We start from the raw sequence: 17,303 nt of genomic DNA, 5'->3' as shown, positions 1-17,303 counted from the left end.
CTCCTCGGTTAGTCAGTGGCGTTCGGCAAATGCTGACTGATGAAATGGGTGGTCAGCGCTTGAGCGAGACTGAGATTAAACGGTTTTCCGCTCAGCGCGGCGCGTAGCCACAGTCCATCGATAAGCGCCGCCAGGCCATAGCCGGCCTGTTGAGCCTGCTGGCGCGGAAGTTCGCGTCTGAATTCGTACACAATGTTCGACAGCAGCCGCTTGCTGGCGACCTGTTGCAGGCGGTAGAGCATCGGCTGATGCATGCTGCTTGCCCAGAATGCGAGCCAGGCTTTCATCGCGGCCTGGCTTATCTGACTGTCGTCAAAGTTGCCCGCTACGATGGCGCGCAAACGCAATTCAGCGCTGGCCTCAGGAAGGGCGTGCAACCGACGCAGGACGGCATAGCGAAGCTGGCTGGTGATGTCGCGCATCGTCGCTTCCAGCAATCCATTTTTATCCTTGAAATAGTGACTGATGATGCCGGTCGACACGCCTGCTCGCCGGGCTATTTGCGCAATGGTTGCGTCATGCATCCCGACTTCATTAATGGCCTCCAGGGTGGCGTCAATCAGTTGCCTGCGACGAAGGGTTTGCATCCCCACTTTGGGCATTTTTATCGCTCCAGTCATCAGTTATGGTTATGTATTAAACCGTTTTTTGATTGGACGTTCAATATAAAATGTGTCTTAATTGTTATCAATTTAGCGGTTAACAGGTAAGGGGAATGTAATGGGATATTAGATAAAATTAATAAAAACAATATATTGAAAATATCATCATTTCTGTTAATAAGGCTATTTTTGCAAATCTGTTAAAAATGCCATCACCTTACAGAATCTCAAAAAGTTAGCTGCTCGACAGAGTAGTCACCGTTACTTAATCAGAGGTAATCGATGACGAACCTTGCTCAGAACAGAGAAAAGGACAAAATCAATCCCGTCGTGTTTTATACGTCTGCCGGACTGATTTTGTTGTTTTCCCTGACGACCATTTTTTTTAGTGATTTCTCCGCAGTCTGGATCGGCCGCACGCTGAACTGGGTCTCCAGAACGTTTGGCTGGTACTATCTGCTGGCCGCCACGCTCTATATCGTTTTTGTCATATTCATTGCCTGCTCGCGTTTCGGTTCCGTCAAGCTCGGGCCTGAGCAGTCAAAGCCGGAATTTAGTCTGCTAAGCTGGGCGGCAATGCTTTTCGCCGCCGGGATTGGCATCGACCTGATGTTCTTTTCGGTGGCGGAGCCCGTCACCCAATATATGCAGCCGCCGGAAGGCGCAGGGCAGACCATTGAAGCCGCCCGCCAGTCGATGGTCTGGACGCTGTTTCACTACGGCCTGACCGGTTGGTCGATGTATGCGTTAATGGGGATGGCGCTTGGCTACTTTAGCTATCGCTATAACCTGCCGCTGACCATTCGCTCAGCGCTCTATCCAATCTTCGGTAAGCGCATCAACGGGCCGATTGGGCATAGTGTGGATATTGCTGCGGTTATCGGCACCATCTTTGGTATCGCCACGACGCTGGGGATTGGTGTGGTGCAGCTCAATTACGGTCTGAGCGTGCTGTTTGATATCCCGGATTCAATGGCGGCCAAAGCGGCGCTGATTGTGCTGTCGGTGGTGATCGCCACGATCTCGGTGACTTCTGGCGTGGACAAAGGCATTCGGGTTCTGTCGGAGCTGAATGTGCTGCTGGCGCTGGGGTTGATCCTCTTTGTGCTGTTTATGGGGGACACCTCATTCCTGCTCAATGCGCTGGTGCTGAATGTGGGCGACTACGTTAACCGCTTTATGGGGATGACGTTGAACAGCTTTGCGTTCGACAGGCCGGTTGAGTGGATGAACAACTGGACGCTCTTTTTCTGGGCGTGGTGGGTTGCGTGGTCGCCGTTTGTCGGGCTGTTCCTGGCGCGTATTTCGCGTGGCCGCACCATTCGCCAGTTTGTCTTCGGTACGTTGATTATCCCGTTCACTTTCACCCTGCTGTGGCTGTCGGTGTTTGGCAATAGCGCGCTGTATGAAATCATTCATGGCGATGCCGGTTTTGCCGAAGAAGCGATGGCGCACCCTGAGCGCGGCTTTTATAGCCTGCTGGCACAGTATCCGGCCTTCACCTTCAGCGCGTCTGTCGCCACAATCACCGGTCTGTTGTTCTACGTGACATCGGCGGACTCCGGTGCGCTGGTACTGGGCAATTTCACCTCAAAACTGAAAGACATCAACAGCGATGCGCCAGCCTGGCTGCGTGTTTTCTGGTCGGTAGCGATTGGCCTGCTGACGCTGGGGATGCTGATGACCAACGGGATTTCAGCGCTGCAAAACACGACGGTGATCATGGGGCTGCCGTTTAGTTTTGTGATCTTCTTCATTATGGCGGGATTGTATAAGTCATTGAAAGTTGAAGATTATCGTCGGGAAAGCGCCAGTCGTCATACCGCGCCGCGTCCGATGGGCGTGCAGGACCGGCTGAGCTGGAAAAAACGACTGTCGCGCCTGATGAACTACCCGGGAACGCGCTATACCCGCGAAATGATGGAGAAGGTATGTTTCCCGGCAATGGAAGAGGTCGCCCATGAGCTGCAACTGCGCGGCGCATCGGTGGAACTGAAAAGTATGCCGCCGCAGGAAGGGGAAAACCTTGGCCATCTGGATCTGCGGGTTCATATGGGCGATGAGCGCAACTTTATCTATCAGATCTGGCCGCAGCAGTACGCAATCCCCGGCTTTACCTACCGGGCGCGTAGCGGCAAATCGAGCTATTACCGGCTGGAAACGTTCCTGCTGGAAGGAAGCCAGGGAAATGACCTGATGGACTACAGCAAAGAGCAGGTGATTACGGACATTCTCGATCAGTATGAACGTCATCTGAACTTTATTCATCTGGATCGTGAAGCGCCTGGCAACGGGGTGTTGTTCCCGGGAATGTAAGCGGATCTCACGTTTTCTGAAAATAGTTCCGTCAACCTTGAGGCTAACAACCCGAACACGACAATTCGGCTTGTTAGTCTCTTCTTCGCATGGAGGCGATATATGCTGACGAAATACGCTTTTATGGCAATTCTTGTGCTCCGCAGTCAGCAATGGCTGCGGGCAAATTCTACAGGACGGACGCGCAGAGCGTAATGACCTGACCGTCGTACTCACGCCACGAAATATCCACTGTGCAATCAGCAAGCTGCGGCGAAAACGCCGACGTCATTTGCATGGTTAAATGTGTTTTCGTCACTGAAACGATCCTGGCGCTGGCAAAACCCGGTAACGTTGCCGCGCGATCGGAGAACGCTTTATAGACGCTCTCTTTAGCGGAAAACGCCAGGGTTAACGCGAGCGGAAAAGGGAGAGAACTGTGCTGTAAAACGCGTTGTTCATCGTTATCGACGATACTGCTGGTGAGTTCTGCCGCCGTTTGAGGCGTGAAGATTGCTTCGATATCAACCCCTACCGGAGTGAGGGAGACGACTGCCAGCGCTGTGGCGGCGCTGTGGCTGATACTGCCGAACAGGCCTTCCGGCCACAAGGGCTGCCGTTTATCGCCGATAGCGGGTACGATTTTGTGCCCATATTCAGTCAGAGCATGAAACGCGGCGAGACGTCCCGCTAAATGTTCAGCCTGACGTTTTCGCCCGGCGGGAAGCAGCTGCGCATGGTGCGGCAACCAGAGCAGATCGTGTTCGTGGAAGCTATCGATATCGAACCCGATAAGATGAAGTTTGTGGCGGGAAAAAGAGAGGGCGGTATAAGTGGTTTGCATGGTTTCTCATAAAAACCCTCTCCCCGTTCAGGGAGAGGGTGGTCGTTATCAGAAGCGCGTGTTAACGCCCATGTACCATGTACGACCCGGCTCGTTGTAGGTGTAAGCACCTGCACCGTACATATAAGCGCCGGTCGTGTCGTTACCCGTGGTCTGGGCATTCCCCGCACGCCATTGACGCTTGTCGAAGACGTTATCCACGCCGCCGGTCAGGCTGACGTTTTTGGTTACGTCCCAGGTCGCGCTCAGGCCGACAATGCTGTACGGGCTAACTTCATCTTTCTCAGAGCCGGTAGCAGGCTGGCCCTTATAGTTGTATTTCTTCGGCTGCTGCTTGCCGTACCAGGTGAAGGTTGACTGCACTGACACATCCTGGTGTACCTGCCAGCTCAGGGTTGAGTTCAGCGTGTACTCCGGGATGATCGACAGACGATCGCCGGTTGTTTTGTTCTTGCTCTGTAGCATGTAGGTAATGTTGTTGGTCCAGTTTATCGCATCGCTGACCGGAATATTCAACGATCCTTCCAGACCTTCTACCACGGCCTTCGGCACGTTTTCCCACTGGTAGATATCGGTTTGCACTTTACCTGAAGAGGTATGGCCGACTGGCGCATAGCCCGCTTCAATCTTATCGCGGTAGTCGTTACGGAACCAGGTCACACCGGCCTGCCAGCCGTCGTGTTTCCACTCAAGACCAATCTCTTTGTTGACGCTGGTTTCCGCTTTCAGGTCATCGTTACCCATCATGTAGCAACCGACGCCATCGGAGCTTGCATAGCAACCCTGGCCTTTGCTGTACAGCAGGTAGTTCGGGTTGGTCTGATAGAGGCTCGGTGCTTTATAGGCACGGGCGATACCCATCTTCAGGGTGAAATCATCGCCCAGCGCCTGCGACAGGTTCAGGGACGGGCTCCAGTTGTTGCCGACGATAGTGTGGTGATCGAAGCGCAGCGCCGGGGTCAGCATGGTGCTGTCAGTTATCTCCATGTTGTTCTCGGCAAACAGGGAGAAGATTTCTGCGGATGAGTACGGACTGCGGTCGTCGCTCATGCCTGGGATGGCTCCGCCCTGTTGAGCCTGAGTATTCGAGGCGGAATCCTTCATACGCTGCTGGTTCCACTCAGTACCCAGCGTCAGGTTTTGATTAACGATGAAATCAAGCGGCAGGTTAATTTCACTGTGCAACATCACGTCGGCCAGGTCGGTGTCGGTGAATTCGTCGCTGTTGAACAACCCTTCGAGACCGCCCGCCAGCCCTTCGCCCAGACGCGAGTTGCGGGTGTGTTCGTACTGTGCCCAGTTGCTGGTGGTGATACCGTTATCCCAGCCGCCGTTCCAGGTCACTGCGAAGTTCTGGCGATAAATACGGTTAGTCTCTTTACCGTAGTTTTTCTTCACCAGGGCATTGTCGTTATTGGTATTTTGGGTGTCGCCCGCGTAAAGGTTGTTCTGGCGGCTGTAGCCTGCTTCAAACTCCAGCGCCTGCATCGGCGCGAAATCCCAACGTACGACACCATTAATATCTTTGTTTTCAACCCCTTCACGACCTGCTGGCAGGGTGTTGGCGTGGGCGCCGGTACGCTCAGACTGGTGGCCCTGGTTGATGTCCCAGGCGTCGGCCTGAGTTTTATCCAGGTTGCCGTACATGCGGAAGCTGAATTCGCCGCCCAGCGGGCCGCTCAGGCTAAAGTTGGTGCGCTTGGTGGAACCTTCGTCTTTGTGTTCCGGCGCATTCAGATAGGTGTTCCACGAACCGTGCCACTGATCGTCGAATTTCTTGGTGATGATGTTTACCACGCCGCCCGCTGCGCCGTTGCCGTAACGTGCCGCCGCAGGGCCACGAATCACATCAATGCGTTCGATCATCTCTGGCGGCACCCAACCGGTATCGCCACGGGTGTCACGCTCGCCGCGCCAGCCCAGACGGATGGAGTTGCGGCTGGTCACCGGTTTGCCGTCGATCAGAATCAGGGTGTTTTCCGGGCCCATGCCGCGAATGTCGATCTGGCGGTTGTTGCCGCGCTGGCCGCTGGTTGAGTTACCGGTCAGGTTCACGCCCGGCATGGTGCGGATGATTTCGGCAACGTCGCGAGCGGGAGGATTTTTACGGATTTCGTCGGCGGTAATGGTCGATACGCCCGGTGCCTGGAGGTTCTGCTGGGCGGCGGTGACCACGATGGTGTCTTCATGAAGCGCTGCGCTATCAGTGGTCTCCTCCGCCATAACAGGCAGAGCGACCCCATAAATTCCCAGATTGACCAGTAAGGCCAGGGAATGAATCTTATTGTTCATTGTGTTTCCTGCTTATCTTTATTTAGCCACATGCGCCAAACTCTCGTGGTGAGGTGTTTAGCCTGATGTCGCCCGCATCTGCGAAAGCCATACATTCCAGAAAAAGCACGCAGTGCAGGTTTCAGGTTGTGTTTCTCATTTGAACGTGGCGTCAATGCACGAATGAGAGACCCAGCCTGGGTGGTGAAATAATGTTCGCGCTTCCCACGGCGCGACAATACGCTATTGCAAATGAAAATAGTTGTCAATAATATTATCAATATATTTCATCATTAAATAAAAAATTACACAATAAACATGGGGTTATGACGGTGACGGCGTTAACGACAGGAAGTGAGACCTGGTGGCAGTCAAAACACGGTCCCGAATGGGAGCGTGAAACAGACGAAAAATATCGGGTGACTTTCTGGTGGCGCGATCCGCAGGGAACGGAAAGCCGCTCTTCAATTCGCCGCGTATGGGTCTACATTACGGGCGTCACCGACCATCATCAGAATGCGGTTCCGCAATCCATGCAGCGTATTGCGGGCACGGATGTCTGGCGATGGAGCACGACATTAAGCGCCGACTGGCGTGGCAGTTACTGTTTCATCCCTTCTGAACGCGATGATATTTTTGCTTCTCTGGCAGTAGATGAAACGCCTGACAGAACCACGCTGCGTGAAGGCTGGCGTCAGTTATTGCCGCAGGCGATTGCCGATCCTCTTAACCCGGTGAGCTGGAAGGGGGGGCGGGGCCATGCGGTTTCCGCGCTGGAAATGCCTGACGCGCCAGTACAACCCGGCTGGGATAAGCCTGAAAATCCGTCAGCTCCCCCGGTTTGTTTGCAATGGCGCAGCGAGCGGCTGGGCAATACGCGTCGCGTGTGGGTGTTCACGACCGGCGACGCCCGACCTGAACGTCCGCTAGCGATTCTGCTCGACGGGCAGTTTTGGGCGGAAAGCATGCCCGTCTGGCCCGCGCTCACCTCACTGACCCGGCAGCGTCAGCTCCCTCCTGCGGTCTACCTGCTGATTGATGCCATTGATACCCCCCACCGTAGCCGTGAACTGCCCTGCAATGCCGATTTCTGGCTGGCGGTACAACAAGAACTCCTGCCGCTGGTGAAAACCGTTGCGCCATTCAGCGATTGTGCAAAAAGGACGATCGTCGCCGGGCAGAGTTTTGGCGGGCTCTCCTCGCTGTATGCCGGTCTGAACTGGCCTGAGCGCTTTGGCTGCGTACTGAGCCAGTCGGGATCGTTCTGGTGGCCGCAGCGCGGCGCAGATCGGGAAGGCGAGATTATTGAACAGCTGAAGGCGGGCACATTGACCGCCAGAGGATTGCGCATCGTGCTGGAGGCCGGTATCAGAGAGCCGCTTATTTTCCGGGCGAATCAGGCGCTTTACAGCCAACTACACACTACGCAGCAGTCGGTTTTCTGGCGTCAGGTTGACGGCGGACATGATGCGCTTTGCTGGCGTGGCGGATTAATGCAGGGGTTGATGACCCTCTGGCAACCGTTAACCGACACGCTGTAGCTGGCGATTTTCCACGACAGGAGTTGAGTATGGAATTCAGTAATCCCTTCGATAACCCGCAGGGACAATTTTACATTCTGCAAAACCCGCAGCGTCAATTTAGTCTCTGGCCACAGCAGTGTTCTCTCCCTGCGGGCTGGCAGGTGGTGTGCGAACCGCAATCGCAGGCGCTTTGCCAGCAGTGGCTGGATGCGCACTGGACCACGCTAACTCCCGCCCATTACGCCGCTGCGCAGGAGGCTCAATGACCACGCGTTTACCGTTAGTGGCCGCCCAGCCAGGGATCTGGATGGCGGAAAAACTCTCTACGCTGCCTTCCGCCTGGAGCGTGGCGCACTATGTGGAATTACACGGCACGCTGAATGCCCCTCTGCTGGCGCAGGCGGTTGTAACCGGTATGGCGCAAGCGGATACCCTCTGCATGCGATTTACTGAAGATAACGGCGAGGTCTGGCAGTGGGTGGACCCGACATTCACGTTTGCACAACCCGAGCTTATCGATCTGCGTGACGAGCCCGATCCGCATGCGGCGGCGCTGGCGCGGATGCAGGCCGATCTGCGACAAAATCTACGCGTTGATGGCGGCAAACCGCTGGCGTTCCACCAGTTGATTCAGGTCGATGATACCCGTTGGTACTGGTATCAGCGTTATCACCATCTACTGGTGGATGGCTTCAGTTTCCCGGCGATAACCCGTCAGATCGCGGCGATTTACCGCGCCTGGCAGTGTAACGCCCCGACGCCCGACTCGCCGTTTACGCCATTTGCTGACGTGGTGGAGGAGTATCAGCGTTACCGTGAGAGCGAGGCTTATCAACGCGATGGCGCCTTCTGGGCGGAGCAGCGTCGCCAGTTGCCGCCTCCCGCTTCGCTGTCGGCTGCGCCGCTTCCCGGGCGGGCGGCCAGCGCCGATATTTTGCGTATGAAACTGGATGTGCCCGACGGTGTTTTCCGTCAGCTGGCGGCACGCATGTCTGATATTCAGCGTGCGGATTTAGCGCTGGCGCTGGTGGCGCTATGGCTGGGCCGCCTGTGCGGTCGGATGGACTATGCCGCCGGATTTATATTCATGCGGCGTATGGGATCGGCGGCGTTAACGGCGACCGGCCCGGTACTGAACGTCCTGCCGTTAGGGGTAAGCATTAATGCGGCGGAAACGCTGCCGGAACTGGCGACGCGTCTTGCCGGGCAGATGAAAAAAATGCGTCGCCATCAGCGTTATGACGCCGAACAGATCGTTCGCGACAGCGGCCGCGCGGCGGGTGAAGAGCCGCTGTTTGGCCCGGTACTGAACGTGAAGGTCTTTGATTATCAACTGGATATTCCCGGTGTACAGGCGCAAACCCATACGCTGGCGACCGGCCCGGTTAACGATCTTGAACTGGCGCTGTTCCCGGATGAAGAGGGCGGCCTGAGCATTGAAATCTTAGCCAACAAACAGCGCTATGATGAGGCGACGTTATCCTGCCATGCGTCGCGACTGACGGCGCTGATACGCCAGTTTGCGGACAATCCGGCGCTGCGCTGCGGCGATGCCGAAATGCTCCTGCCTGCCGAATATGCGCAACTGGCGCAGATTAATGATACGGCGGTAAGCATACCGCTCACGACGCTCAGCGCGCTGGTTGACGAACAGACACGCAAAACGCCGGACGCGCCCGCGCTGGCTGATGCGCGCCATCAGCTCAGTTATCAGGAGATGCGCGAGCAGGTGATCGCCCTGGCGCACCTGCTGCGTGAACGTGGCGTTAAACCGGGCGACAGCGTCGCGGTGGCGTTGCCGCGCTCGGTTTTCCTGACGCTGGCGCTGCACGGTATTGTGGAGGCCGGAGCCGCCTGGCTGCCGTTAGATACGGGGTATCCAGACGATCGTCTGCGAATGATGCTCGAAGACGCGCAGCCGAAATTACTGATCACAACCGCAGAACAGCTGCCGCGATTTAACGATATCCCCGGCGTAGAAAGCCTGTGCTACAACGCGCTGCTGCCGACGAGCGGCGCTGAATCGCTGGCGTTGTCGTTGCCGCACCATACGGCATACATCATTTTTACATCCGGTTCGACCGGCAGGCCGAAAGGGGTAATGGTCGGGCAAACCGCGATCGTGAATCGCCTGCTGTGGATGCAGGATCACTATCCGTTAACGGCAGAGGATGTGGTCGCACAAAAAACGCCGTGCAGTTTCGATGTTTCGGTGTGGGAATTCTTCTGGCCGTTTATTGCCGGGGCGAAGCTGGTGATGGCGGAGCCGGACGCGCACCGCGATCCGATTGCCATGCAGCATTTCTTTGCGAAGTATGGTGTGACCACCACCCACTTTGTCCCGTCAATGCTGGCGGCGTTCGTCGCCTCGCTCACTCCTGAATCCGCTCATGAAAGCTGCGCTACGCTACAGCGCGTATTTTGTAGCGGCGAGGCGCTGCCCGCCGGGCTGTGCCGCGAGTGGGAACAGTTGACCGGCGCGCCGCTGCACAATCTGTACGGGCCGACGGAAGCGGCGGTGGATGTCAGCTGGTATCCCGCCTGCGGCAAAGAACTGGCGGATGTCACCGGAAACAGCGTGCCGATTGGCTATCCGGTCTGGAATACCGGGCTGTGTATTCTTGATGCGATGATGCGCCCGGTGCCGCCGGGCACCGCGGGTGATTTATACCTGACCGGCATCCAGTTGGCGCAGGGGTATCTGGGGCGCCCGGATCTGACGGCGAGTCGCTTTATTGCCGATCCGTTTATGCCGGGCGAACGCATGTATCGCACCGGAGACGTGGCGCGCTGGCTGGAAAATGGCGCGGTAGAGTACCTTGGCCGCAGCGACGATCAGCTAAAAATTCGTGGTCAGCGCATTGAACTGGGCGAGATTGATCGGGTTATGCAAACGCTGCCGGACGTCGAGCACGCCGTGGCTCACGCCTGTGTGTTTAACCAGGCGGCCGCGACAGGAGGCGATGCCCGCCAACTGGTAGGCTATCTGGTGTCACAATCCGGCTTACCGCTGGATATTCCGGCGCTTCAGGAACGGTTACGCGAGACATTACCGCCGCATATGGTGCCTGTGGTTCTGCTACAGCTTGTGGAACTGCCGCTCAGCGCAAACGGGAAACTGGATCGTAAAGCGCTGCCGATGCCGCAACTGACGCAACGTACGCCGGGGCGCGCGCCATTACCAGGGACGGAAAAAACGGTGGCTGACGCCTTTGCCGACCTGCTGGGTTGCGAGGTCAATGATGTGGAGGCCGACTTCTTTGCGCTGGGCGGGCATTCGTTACTGGCGATGAAACTCGCCGCGCAGTTGAGCCGCGCGTCCGGGCGTCAGGTGACGCCGGGGCAGGTGATGGTGGCGTCAACCGTTGGTCAGCTTAGCGCGTTGCTGGATTCCGCCGATGACGAGCAATCTCAGCGTCTGGGCTTTGAAACGCTCCTGCCGCTGCGTGAAAGCAGTGGACCAACGTTATTCTGCTTCCATCCGGCGTCCGGTTTTGCCTGGCAGTTTAGCGTGCTGGCTCGTTATCTCAGCCCACACTGGTCAATTACGGGGATTCAGTCGCCAAGGCCTGATGGACCGATGCAAACGGCTGCGAATCTGGATGAGGTGTGTGAGCGTCATCTGGAAACGCTGCTGGCGCAGCAGCCGCATGGGCCTTACTACCTGCTGGGGTATTCGCTGGGCGGAACGCTGGCCCAGGGCATTGCGGCGCGCTTGCGTGCGCGTGGCGAAACGGTTGCCTTCCTCGGGCTGCTGGATACCTGGCCGCCGGAAACGCAAAACTGGCAGGAAAAAGAGGCCAATGGTCTGGACCCTGAAGTGTTAGCGGAGATCGCGCGTGAACGTGAAGCGTTCCTTGCTGCGCAACAGGGAAATGCCTCCAGGGAGTTATTCAGCACCATCGAAGGAAACTACGCCGATGCCGTGCGGCTTCTGACAACCGCGCATAGCGTACCGTTCGATGGACGCGCAACGCTGTTTGTCGCGGAGCGCACCCTGCCGGAAGGAATAAGCCCTGAACGCAGCTGGGCGCCGTGGATGGCAGAACTGGATATCTACCGCCAGGATTGCGCCCACGTCGATATTATTTCACCTGCCGCGTTTGAGAATATCGGGCCGATTATTCGCGCATTGCTCGACCAGTAAGCGAAGCGTTCTGACGCCTTTAAAAATCTAATTCTACTGATGCCCATAATAGCTACCAATTATTATGGGCTTTTTATTTGTCTTCAGCATTGATTTAACATAAGTGAAACATAATCAGACAGTTGGTAAAATTCTGAATATTGCATGCTACCTGTGGAACAAACAAAGATCGTTTCGGATAATTCTGAGATGCTGTTAGAATATTAGAAAGGATGTTTTTATTCATTGGACTCAATGTCAGGTTACACAACATGTCATCACTCAATGTTAAGCAGGAAAAAGATTCGGAATTTACTGGCTATCCGTTAGCGCCGTCAAACAGTAATGAAATTGATTTGTTAAGCCTTGTTGATGTTTTATGGCGGGCGAAAAATCGCATTATTGCGACTGTTTTTGCGTTTGCGCTGGCAGGTATTCTGCTGTCCTTTATTCTGCCGCAGAAATGGACCAGTCGGGCGATTGTCACCCCGGCAGAGGCCGTACAGTGGCAGGCGCTGGAAAAAACGCTGACCACATTGCGTGTGCTGAACCTCGACATTAATTTGCAGCGAGACGCCGTCTTTACGCTTTTCATTAAGAAATTCAGCTCAACATCGCTGCTGGATGAATATCTTCGCGCCTCCCCATATGTGATGGATCAATTGAAAGGGGCGGATATTGATGAAATGGAACTGCATCGGGCGATTGTTGCGCTCAGTGAAAAGATGAACGCGGTGGATACCAACGCCGGTAAGAAAAACGAGACGTCGTTATTTACCTCGTGGACATTGAGTTTTACTGCGCCAACGAAAGAAGAGGCGCAGAAGGTGCTGGCCGGCTATATCCAGTATGTGTCGGACATCGTCGTGAAAGAGACGCTGGAGAATATTCGTAACCAGCTGGACACCAGAACGCATTTCGAGAAAGAAAAACTGGCGATGGACCGGGTGAGATTGCGCAACCAGCTTGATGCGAACATTCAGCGACTCAATTATTCCCTGGAGATTGCCAACGCCGCCGGGATTAAGAAGCCGGTCTACAGTAATGGTCAGGCGGTAAAAGACGACCCGGATTTCTCTATTTCTCTGGGCGCCGACGGTATTGCGCAAAAATTGCAAATTGAAAAGTCCGTCACGGACGTTGCGGAAATTAACGCTGAAATACGCAATCGCCAGTATTACGTAGAGCAACTGACCGCGATGAATATCAATGATGTGAAATTTATGCCGTTTAAATATCAGCTATCGCCTTCGCTGCCAGTGAAAAAAGACGGCCCGGGCAAAGCGTTGATCGTGATTCTGGCTGCGTTGTTGGGCGGTATGATCGCGTGCGGCGGTGTTCTGCTGCGTCATGCCATGCTGTCCCGTAAACTGGATGATGCGATTCAACTGGAAGAACGGTTAGTCTAAGCGCCATCCGGCAAATCGCCCGGTGGCGCTGTCGCTGACCGGGCCTGTATTGTTAACCATCAGCCATTGAGATTACTTCGAGCGACCCAGCGGCACAACCAGCGGCGTTCCGGCGATCGGATCGTCGATGATCGTGCAACGTAATCCATAAATTTTCTCAATAAGATCCGCTGTCACAATCTCCTTTGGCGCTCCCTCTGCGACGATCTTGCCTTCACGTAACGCGATTAAATGCGTGGCATACCGGCAGGCCTGGTTAAGGTCGTGCAGAACCGCAGCGAGGGTGTAACCTTTCTCGCGATTCAGCTCGCTCAACAGTTCCAGCAGGTCGATCTGGTGGCTGATGTCCAGCCAGGTCGTCGGTTCATCCAGCAACATGATGGACGTTTCCTGCGCCAGCACCATGGCTATCCATGCTCGCTGCCGCTGCCCGCCGGAAAGCGTGTCCACGCTTTGCGTCGCCAGGTGGGTAATCCCCGTGGCGCGCATCGCACCGGCGACGGCGTCTTCGTCTTCTTTGCGCCAGCGGGTAAACAAAGGCTGATGCGGATAGCGGCCCCGGGCAACCAGCTCCTGTACGGTGATATCGCCCGGCGTGGTGGCGTTTTGCGCCAGCAGGCCGATTCGTCGCGCCACCTCTTTACTGGCGTAGTGCTGAATATGCTCGCCGTCGAGCCAGACGTGGCCATGTACGGGCGACATCAGACGGCTTAGCGTACGCAATAACGTTGATTTGCCGCAGCCATTCGGCCCAATAATGGCAGTGAAGTGACCATCCGGGATAGAAACGTTCAGATTCTCCGCGACGGTATACTTGCCATAACCCAGCGTTAACTGGTCGCCACGCAAACGGGCTACTGATTCGGTCATTTTTTGCGGGACTCCTGAATTAACAAGACGATAAGGTAAATACCGCCGAGGCTTACGGTGACGACGCCTACCGGAAGCTGGTAAGGCATAAACAGTTGTTGAGCGCACAGGTCGGCGGCCAGCAGCAGCAGCGCGCCGCACAATGCGGACTGGGTTAACCCCCAGCGTGCCATGCCGCTAAGGCGCCGCGCGATGTGCGGCGCAACCAGCGCAATGAAAGAGATCGGGCCTGCGAGCGCCGTCGCAGCGGCGGTCAGCACCACGGCGACCAGCATCATCATTAACCGGGAACGTTCAACGCTGACGCCAAGCGCGCAGGCGCTGTCATCGCCCATTTCCAGCAAGCGCAGACGACGTACCAGCAATGCGGCACACGCCAGCATCAGAACGATCAGCGGTGCCGAGGGCCACGTTTTGGCCCAGGTCAGTCCGTTGAGCGACCCGGCGTTCCACAATCCGGCGGAGAGGGCCGTTTCTAACGACGCCTGCAACAGCAGCCAGGTGTTGAACGCCACCAGCATGGCGCGCACGCCGATGCCGATAATAATCAGCCGGAAGGTCTCAATGCCGTTGCGCCAGGCAAGCAGCCAGACGATCAGCGAGGTGAGAATCCCGCCAGCCATCGCCGCCATCGCGATCGCCGTCAGGTTCTGGCCAAACAGCACCATTGCCACCAGCACGCCGCTCCAGGCCCCGGTGTTAAAACCCATTACGTCCGGGCTACCCAGCGGGTTGCGCATCAACGACTGAAAAATCGCGCCGCTGACGCCCAACGCGGCGCCAATCAGCAGCGCCATCAGCACGCGAGGCAGACGCCATTCGGTCACCACAAGGGTAATGCTGCGCGGGGCGTCTCCCAGCAACGCATTGATGATTTGCGAGACTTCCAGCGTAACGGCGCCGCTGCGCAGGCTCCACAAGCCAACAGCGATACAGCCGAGCACCAGTAGCAGACAACTTATGATCAGGCGGCGGGAAAGGTGCATCATACGGCACCTCCGCGCTGCTTGCGCCGCACGAGGAAAATAAGCACTGGCGCACCGAGAAAGGCGCTGACAACCGAAACGCGCAATTCACCGGGAACGATGAGTCGCCCGATAATATCGGCAAACAGCAGCAGGGTCGGGGTCGCCAGCAACGTGACCGGCAGCGACCAGCGGTGATCCGCCCCCACCAGCCAGCGGGCCATGTGCGGCATCATCAGACCGATAAACGCGATGGGGCCAACAACCGCCGTCGCGCTGCCGCATAACACGGTAATCACCAGCAGGCCGATGAGCTGGGTACGCGCCACTTTGCTGCCCAGCGCGGTGGCAGTATCGCTACCGAGACTCAGGCTGTTCAGCGCGCGGCTGAGAAACAGCGCGGTAGCACCGGCAATCAGCACCGGCACGACAATAACCTTGAGCGTTTGCAGACTGCGAATGTCCAGCGAGCCGGCCTGCCAGAAACGGAGCTGATCGTACACATCCGGGTTCAGCAACGCGATACCGTTGGAAAGCCCCTCCAGCACTGCGCCGAGCGCGACACCCGCCAGCGTGAGGCGAACCGGGCTTAACTGCCCGGCGCCTTGGCTGCCGGTAAAGGCGACAATCAGCGAGGCGACCAGCGCCCCGGCAAACGCCATCAGCAACTGTTCCTGTGGAGAGGAAAAACCAAACAGCGCCGCGCCGAGTACGATCGCGAAACTGGCGCCGGAATTGACGCCGAGAATGCCCGGGTCGGCAAGCGGGTTGCGGGTGAGCGTTTGCATTAACGCCCCGGCGAGCCCCAGTGCGCCGCCAGCCAACAGGCCAGCCAGCGTGCGCGGCAATCGCGCGTCCAGCACGATGGTGCAGTCAGCGCTTTGGCAGGTGCCGGTAATTGCTTCAAGTACGACGGACGCAGGCAGTGATTTTGCGCCGATAGCCAGACTTAATGCCGTGGCGAGAATAAGTAATAACAACAAGCCGGGCACGGCGATGGCGCGTGCCACGGAAACAGAGCATGACATATCAACTTCCCTGATAATGATAGTAATTATCGTTATCGATCTTATTCGGTTATGTTAGCATGTGCAGCCATTGAATGGATATTTAAAAAAAGTTCGCATTAAGGCGTTGTAATGAATCGACAATCCTGGCTGCTGAATCTCAGCCTGTTGAAGACGCACCCTGCATTTCGCGCTGTCTTCCTCGCCCGTTTTATCTCTATTGTCTCGCTGGGCCTGCTGGGCGTAGCGGTGCCGGTACAGATCCAGATGATGACCCACTCGACGTGGCAGGTTGGTCTGTCGGTGACGCTGACCGGCAGCGCGATGTTTGTTGGCCTGATGGTCGGCGGCGTGCTGGCGGATCGTTATGAACGTAAAAAGGTGATCCTGCTGGCGCGCGGCACCTGCGGTATTGGCTTTATTGGCCTGTGTCTGAACGCGCTGTTGCCGGAACCTTCGCTGCTGGCAATCTATCTGCTCGGTCTGTGGGATGGCTTTTTTGCCTCGCTGGGGGTTACGGCGCTACTGGCGGCGACGCCTGCGCTGGTAGGGCGAGAAAACCTTATGCAGGCCGGGGCGATTACGATGCTGACGGTGCGTCTGGGATCGGTGATTTCACCGATGCTGGGCGGCGTATTGCTGGCTACCGGCGGCGTGGCCTGGAACTACGGTCTGGCGGCGGCAGGAACATTTATCACGCTGCTGCCGTTGCTGAGCCTTCCGGCGCTCCCGCCGCCGCCGCAACCGCGTGAGCATCCGTTGAAATCGCTGTTGGCGGCGTTCCGTTTCTTACTCTCCAGCCCGCTCATTGGCGGCATTGCGTTGCTTGGCGGACTTTTGACGATGGCAAGCGCGGTGCGCGTGCTTTATCCGGCGCTGGCGATTAACTGGCACATGTCCGCCGCGCAAATCGGTTTACTTTATGCCGCTATCCCATTGGGGGCGGCTGTTGGCGCGTTAACCAGCGGGCAACTGGCGCACAGCGTTCGCCCTGGACTGTTGATGCTGGCTTCCACCGTAGGGTCGTTCCTGGCGATTGGGTTGTTTGGGCTGATGCCTGTCTGGCTGCTCGGGGTGATCTGTCTGGCGCTGTTCGGCTGGCTCAGCGCGATTAGCTCGTTACTGCAATACACCCTGTTGCAGACGCAAACGCCGGAAGCCATGCTCGGGCGAATCAACGGCCTGTGGACGGCGCAAAACGTGACCGGTGACGCCATCGGCGCAGCGCTGTTGGGCGGGCTGGGCGCCATGATGACGCCGGTTGCGTCAGCGAGCGTGAGCGGGTTTGGGCTGGTGATCGTTGGGTTGTTGTTAATGCTGCTGCTGGGCGAGTTGCGTCGTTTTCGCCAGCCGCCGCCGGTGCCAGATGGCGCACCGCTTTAAAATGCAGG

Annotated in this window: 12 protein-coding genes; 6 read left to right on the top strand and 6 right to left on the bottom strand. The window is 56.7% G+C overall.

The window, feature by feature from the left end:
- Positions 1–8: 8 nt before the first annotated feature.
- A complete protein-coding gene (gene betI, locus OGV67_RS21750) occupies positions 9–602 on the bottom strand; it encodes a transcriptional regulator BetI (protein WP_024130562.1) in 594 nt (197 codons plus the stop codon).
- Positions 603–884: 282 nt separating this feature from the next.
- Here betI and OGV67_RS21745 point away from each other — a divergent pair, with 282 nt between their 5' ends.
- Positions 885–2,918 carry a choline transporter gene (locus OGV67_RS21745; protein ID WP_047458253.1) on the top strand — a complete coding sequence of 678 codons (2,034 nt, stop codon included), beginning with the start codon at positions 885–887 and terminating at the stop codon, positions 2,916–2,918.
- Positions 2,919–3,087: 169 nt separating this feature from the next.
- Here the strand turns inward: OGV67_RS21745 and entD are convergent, their stop codons facing one another.
- Positions 3,088–3,741 (bottom strand): enterobactin synthase subunit EntD, encoded by a 654-nt coding sequence (gene entD / locus OGV67_RS21740; RefSeq protein WP_115614981.1) that lies wholly within the window; start codon positions 3,739–3,741, stop codon positions 3,088–3,090.
- A gap of 48 nt (positions 3,742–3,789) precedes the next feature.
- Positions 3,790–6,033, bottom strand: coding sequence for a TonB-dependent siderophore receptor (locus OGV67_RS21735; RefSeq protein WP_286466068.1), 2,244 nt, complete (start codon positions 6,031–6,033; stop codon positions 3,790–3,792).
- Between the two features lie 305 nt (positions 6,034–6,338).
- On the opposite strand from OGV67_RS21735, the gene fes reads away from it, so the two are divergent.
- The 4 genes from fes to wzz(fepE) all read left to right on the top strand — a co-directional run bounded on the left by fes (position 6,339) and on the right by wzz(fepE) (position 13,070).
- The gene (gene fes, locus OGV67_RS21730; RefSeq protein WP_115614979.1) at positions 6,339–7,553 is read left to right on the top strand and encodes an enterochelin esterase; all 1,215 of its coding nucleotides are present in this window, start codon (positions 6,339–6,341) and stop codon (positions 7,551–7,553) included.
- 29 nt (positions 7,554–7,582) lie between these two features.
- Positions 7,583–7,801, top strand: a complete 219-nt coding sequence (locus OGV67_RS21725; RefSeq protein WP_058668745.1) for an MbtH family protein — start codon at positions 7,583–7,585, stop codon at positions 7,799–7,801.
- The gene (gene entF / locus OGV67_RS21720) at positions 7,798–11,682 is read left to right on the top strand and encodes an enterobactin non-ribosomal peptide synthetase EntF (RefSeq protein WP_115614978.1); all 3,885 of its coding nucleotides are present in this window, start codon (positions 7,798–7,800) and stop codon (positions 11,680–11,682) included. Before OGV67_RS21725 ends, entF begins: the two co-directional genes overlap by 4 nt.
- A 251-nt stretch (positions 11,683–11,933) precedes the next feature.
- Positions 11,934–13,070: an LPS O-antigen length regulator Wzz(fepE) gene (gene wzz(fepE) / locus OGV67_RS21715; RefSeq protein WP_071259795.1), complete on the top strand. Its 1,137-nt coding sequence runs from the start codon at positions 11,934–11,936 to the stop codon at positions 13,068–13,070.
- A 72-nt stretch (positions 13,071–13,142) separates the two neighbouring features.
- On the opposite strand, the gene fepC is transcribed toward wzz(fepE), so the two are convergent.
- The 3 genes from fepC to fepD are packed head-to-tail and all read right to left on the bottom strand — an operon-like array spanning position 13,143 to position 15,933.
- Positions 13,143–13,940 carry an iron-enterobactin ABC transporter ATP-binding protein gene (fepC, locus tag OGV67_RS21710; RefSeq protein ID WP_049010817.1) on the bottom strand — a complete coding sequence of 266 codons (798 nt, stop codon included), beginning with the start codon at positions 13,938–13,940 and terminating at the stop codon, positions 13,143–13,145.
- A complete protein-coding gene (gene fepG / locus OGV67_RS21705) occupies positions 13,937–14,929 on the bottom strand; it encodes an iron-enterobactin ABC transporter permease (protein WP_286466065.1) in 993 nt (330 codons plus the stop codon). The genes fepC and fepG overlap by 4 nt, the downstream gene beginning before the upstream one ends.
- Positions 14,926–15,933 carry a Fe(3+)-siderophore ABC transporter permease gene (gene fepD, locus OGV67_RS21700; protein ID WP_012133399.1) on the bottom strand — a complete coding sequence of 336 codons (1,008 nt, stop codon included), beginning with the start codon at positions 15,931–15,933 and terminating at the stop codon, positions 14,926–14,928. Before fepD ends, fepG begins: the two co-directional genes overlap by 4 nt.
- Positions 15,934–16,044: 111 nt before the next feature.
- Here fepD and entS point away from each other — a divergent pair, with 111 nt between their 5' ends.
- Positions 16,045–17,295 carry an enterobactin transporter EntS gene (gene entS, locus OGV67_RS21695; protein ID WP_071259793.1) on the top strand — a complete coding sequence of 417 codons (1,251 nt, stop codon included), beginning with the start codon at positions 16,045–16,047 and terminating at the stop codon, positions 17,293–17,295.
- Positions 17,296–17,303 lie beyond the last annotated feature (8 nt).

This window comes from Citrobacter sp. CK188 (genome assembly GCF_030333525.1).
Classification (GTDB): Bacteria; Pseudomonadota; Gammaproteobacteria; order Enterobacterales; family Enterobacteriaceae; genus Citrobacter_B; species Citrobacter_B koseri.
This window is presented reverse-complemented; position numbering and strand designations above follow the sequence as displayed.

Coding starts and splice junctions, on each gene's coding strand:
- betI (WP_024130562.1), bottom strand. CDS start 602: ATGCCCAAAGTGGGGATGCAAACCCTTCGTCGCAGGCAACTGATTGAC.
- OGV67_RS21745 (WP_047458253.1), top strand. CDS start 885: ATGACGAACCTTGCTCAGAACAGAGAAAAGGACAAAATCAATCCCGTC.
- entD (WP_115614981.1), bottom strand. CDS start 3,741: ATGCAAACCACTTATACCGCCCTCTCTTTTTCCCGCCACAAACTTCAT.
- OGV67_RS21735 (WP_286466068.1), bottom strand. CDS start 6,033: ATGAACAATAAGATTCATTCCCTGGCCTTACTGGTCAATCTGGGAATT.
- fes (WP_115614979.1), top strand. CDS start 6,339: ATGACGGTGACGGCGTTAACGACAGGAAGTGAGACCTGGTGGCAGTCA.
- OGV67_RS21725 (WP_058668745.1), top strand. CDS start 7,583: ATGGAATTCAGTAATCCCTTCGATAACCCGCAGGGACAATTTTACATT.
- entF (WP_115614978.1), top strand. CDS start 7,798: ATGACCACGCGTTTACCGTTAGTGGCCGCCCAGCCAGGGATCTGGATG.
- fepC (WP_049010817.1), bottom strand. CDS start 13,940: ATGACCGAATCAGTAGCCCGTTTGCGTGGCGACCAGTTAACGCTGGGT.
- fepG (WP_286466065.1), bottom strand. CDS start 14,929: ATGATGCACCTTTCCCGCCGCCTGATCATAAGTTGTCTGCTACTGGTG.
- fepD (WP_012133399.1), bottom strand. CDS start 15,933: ATGTCATGCTCTGTTTCCGTGGCACGCGCCATCGCCGTGCCCGGCTTG.
- entS (WP_071259793.1), top strand. CDS start 16,045: ATGAATCGACAATCCTGGCTGCTGAATCTCAGCCTGTTGAAGACGCAC.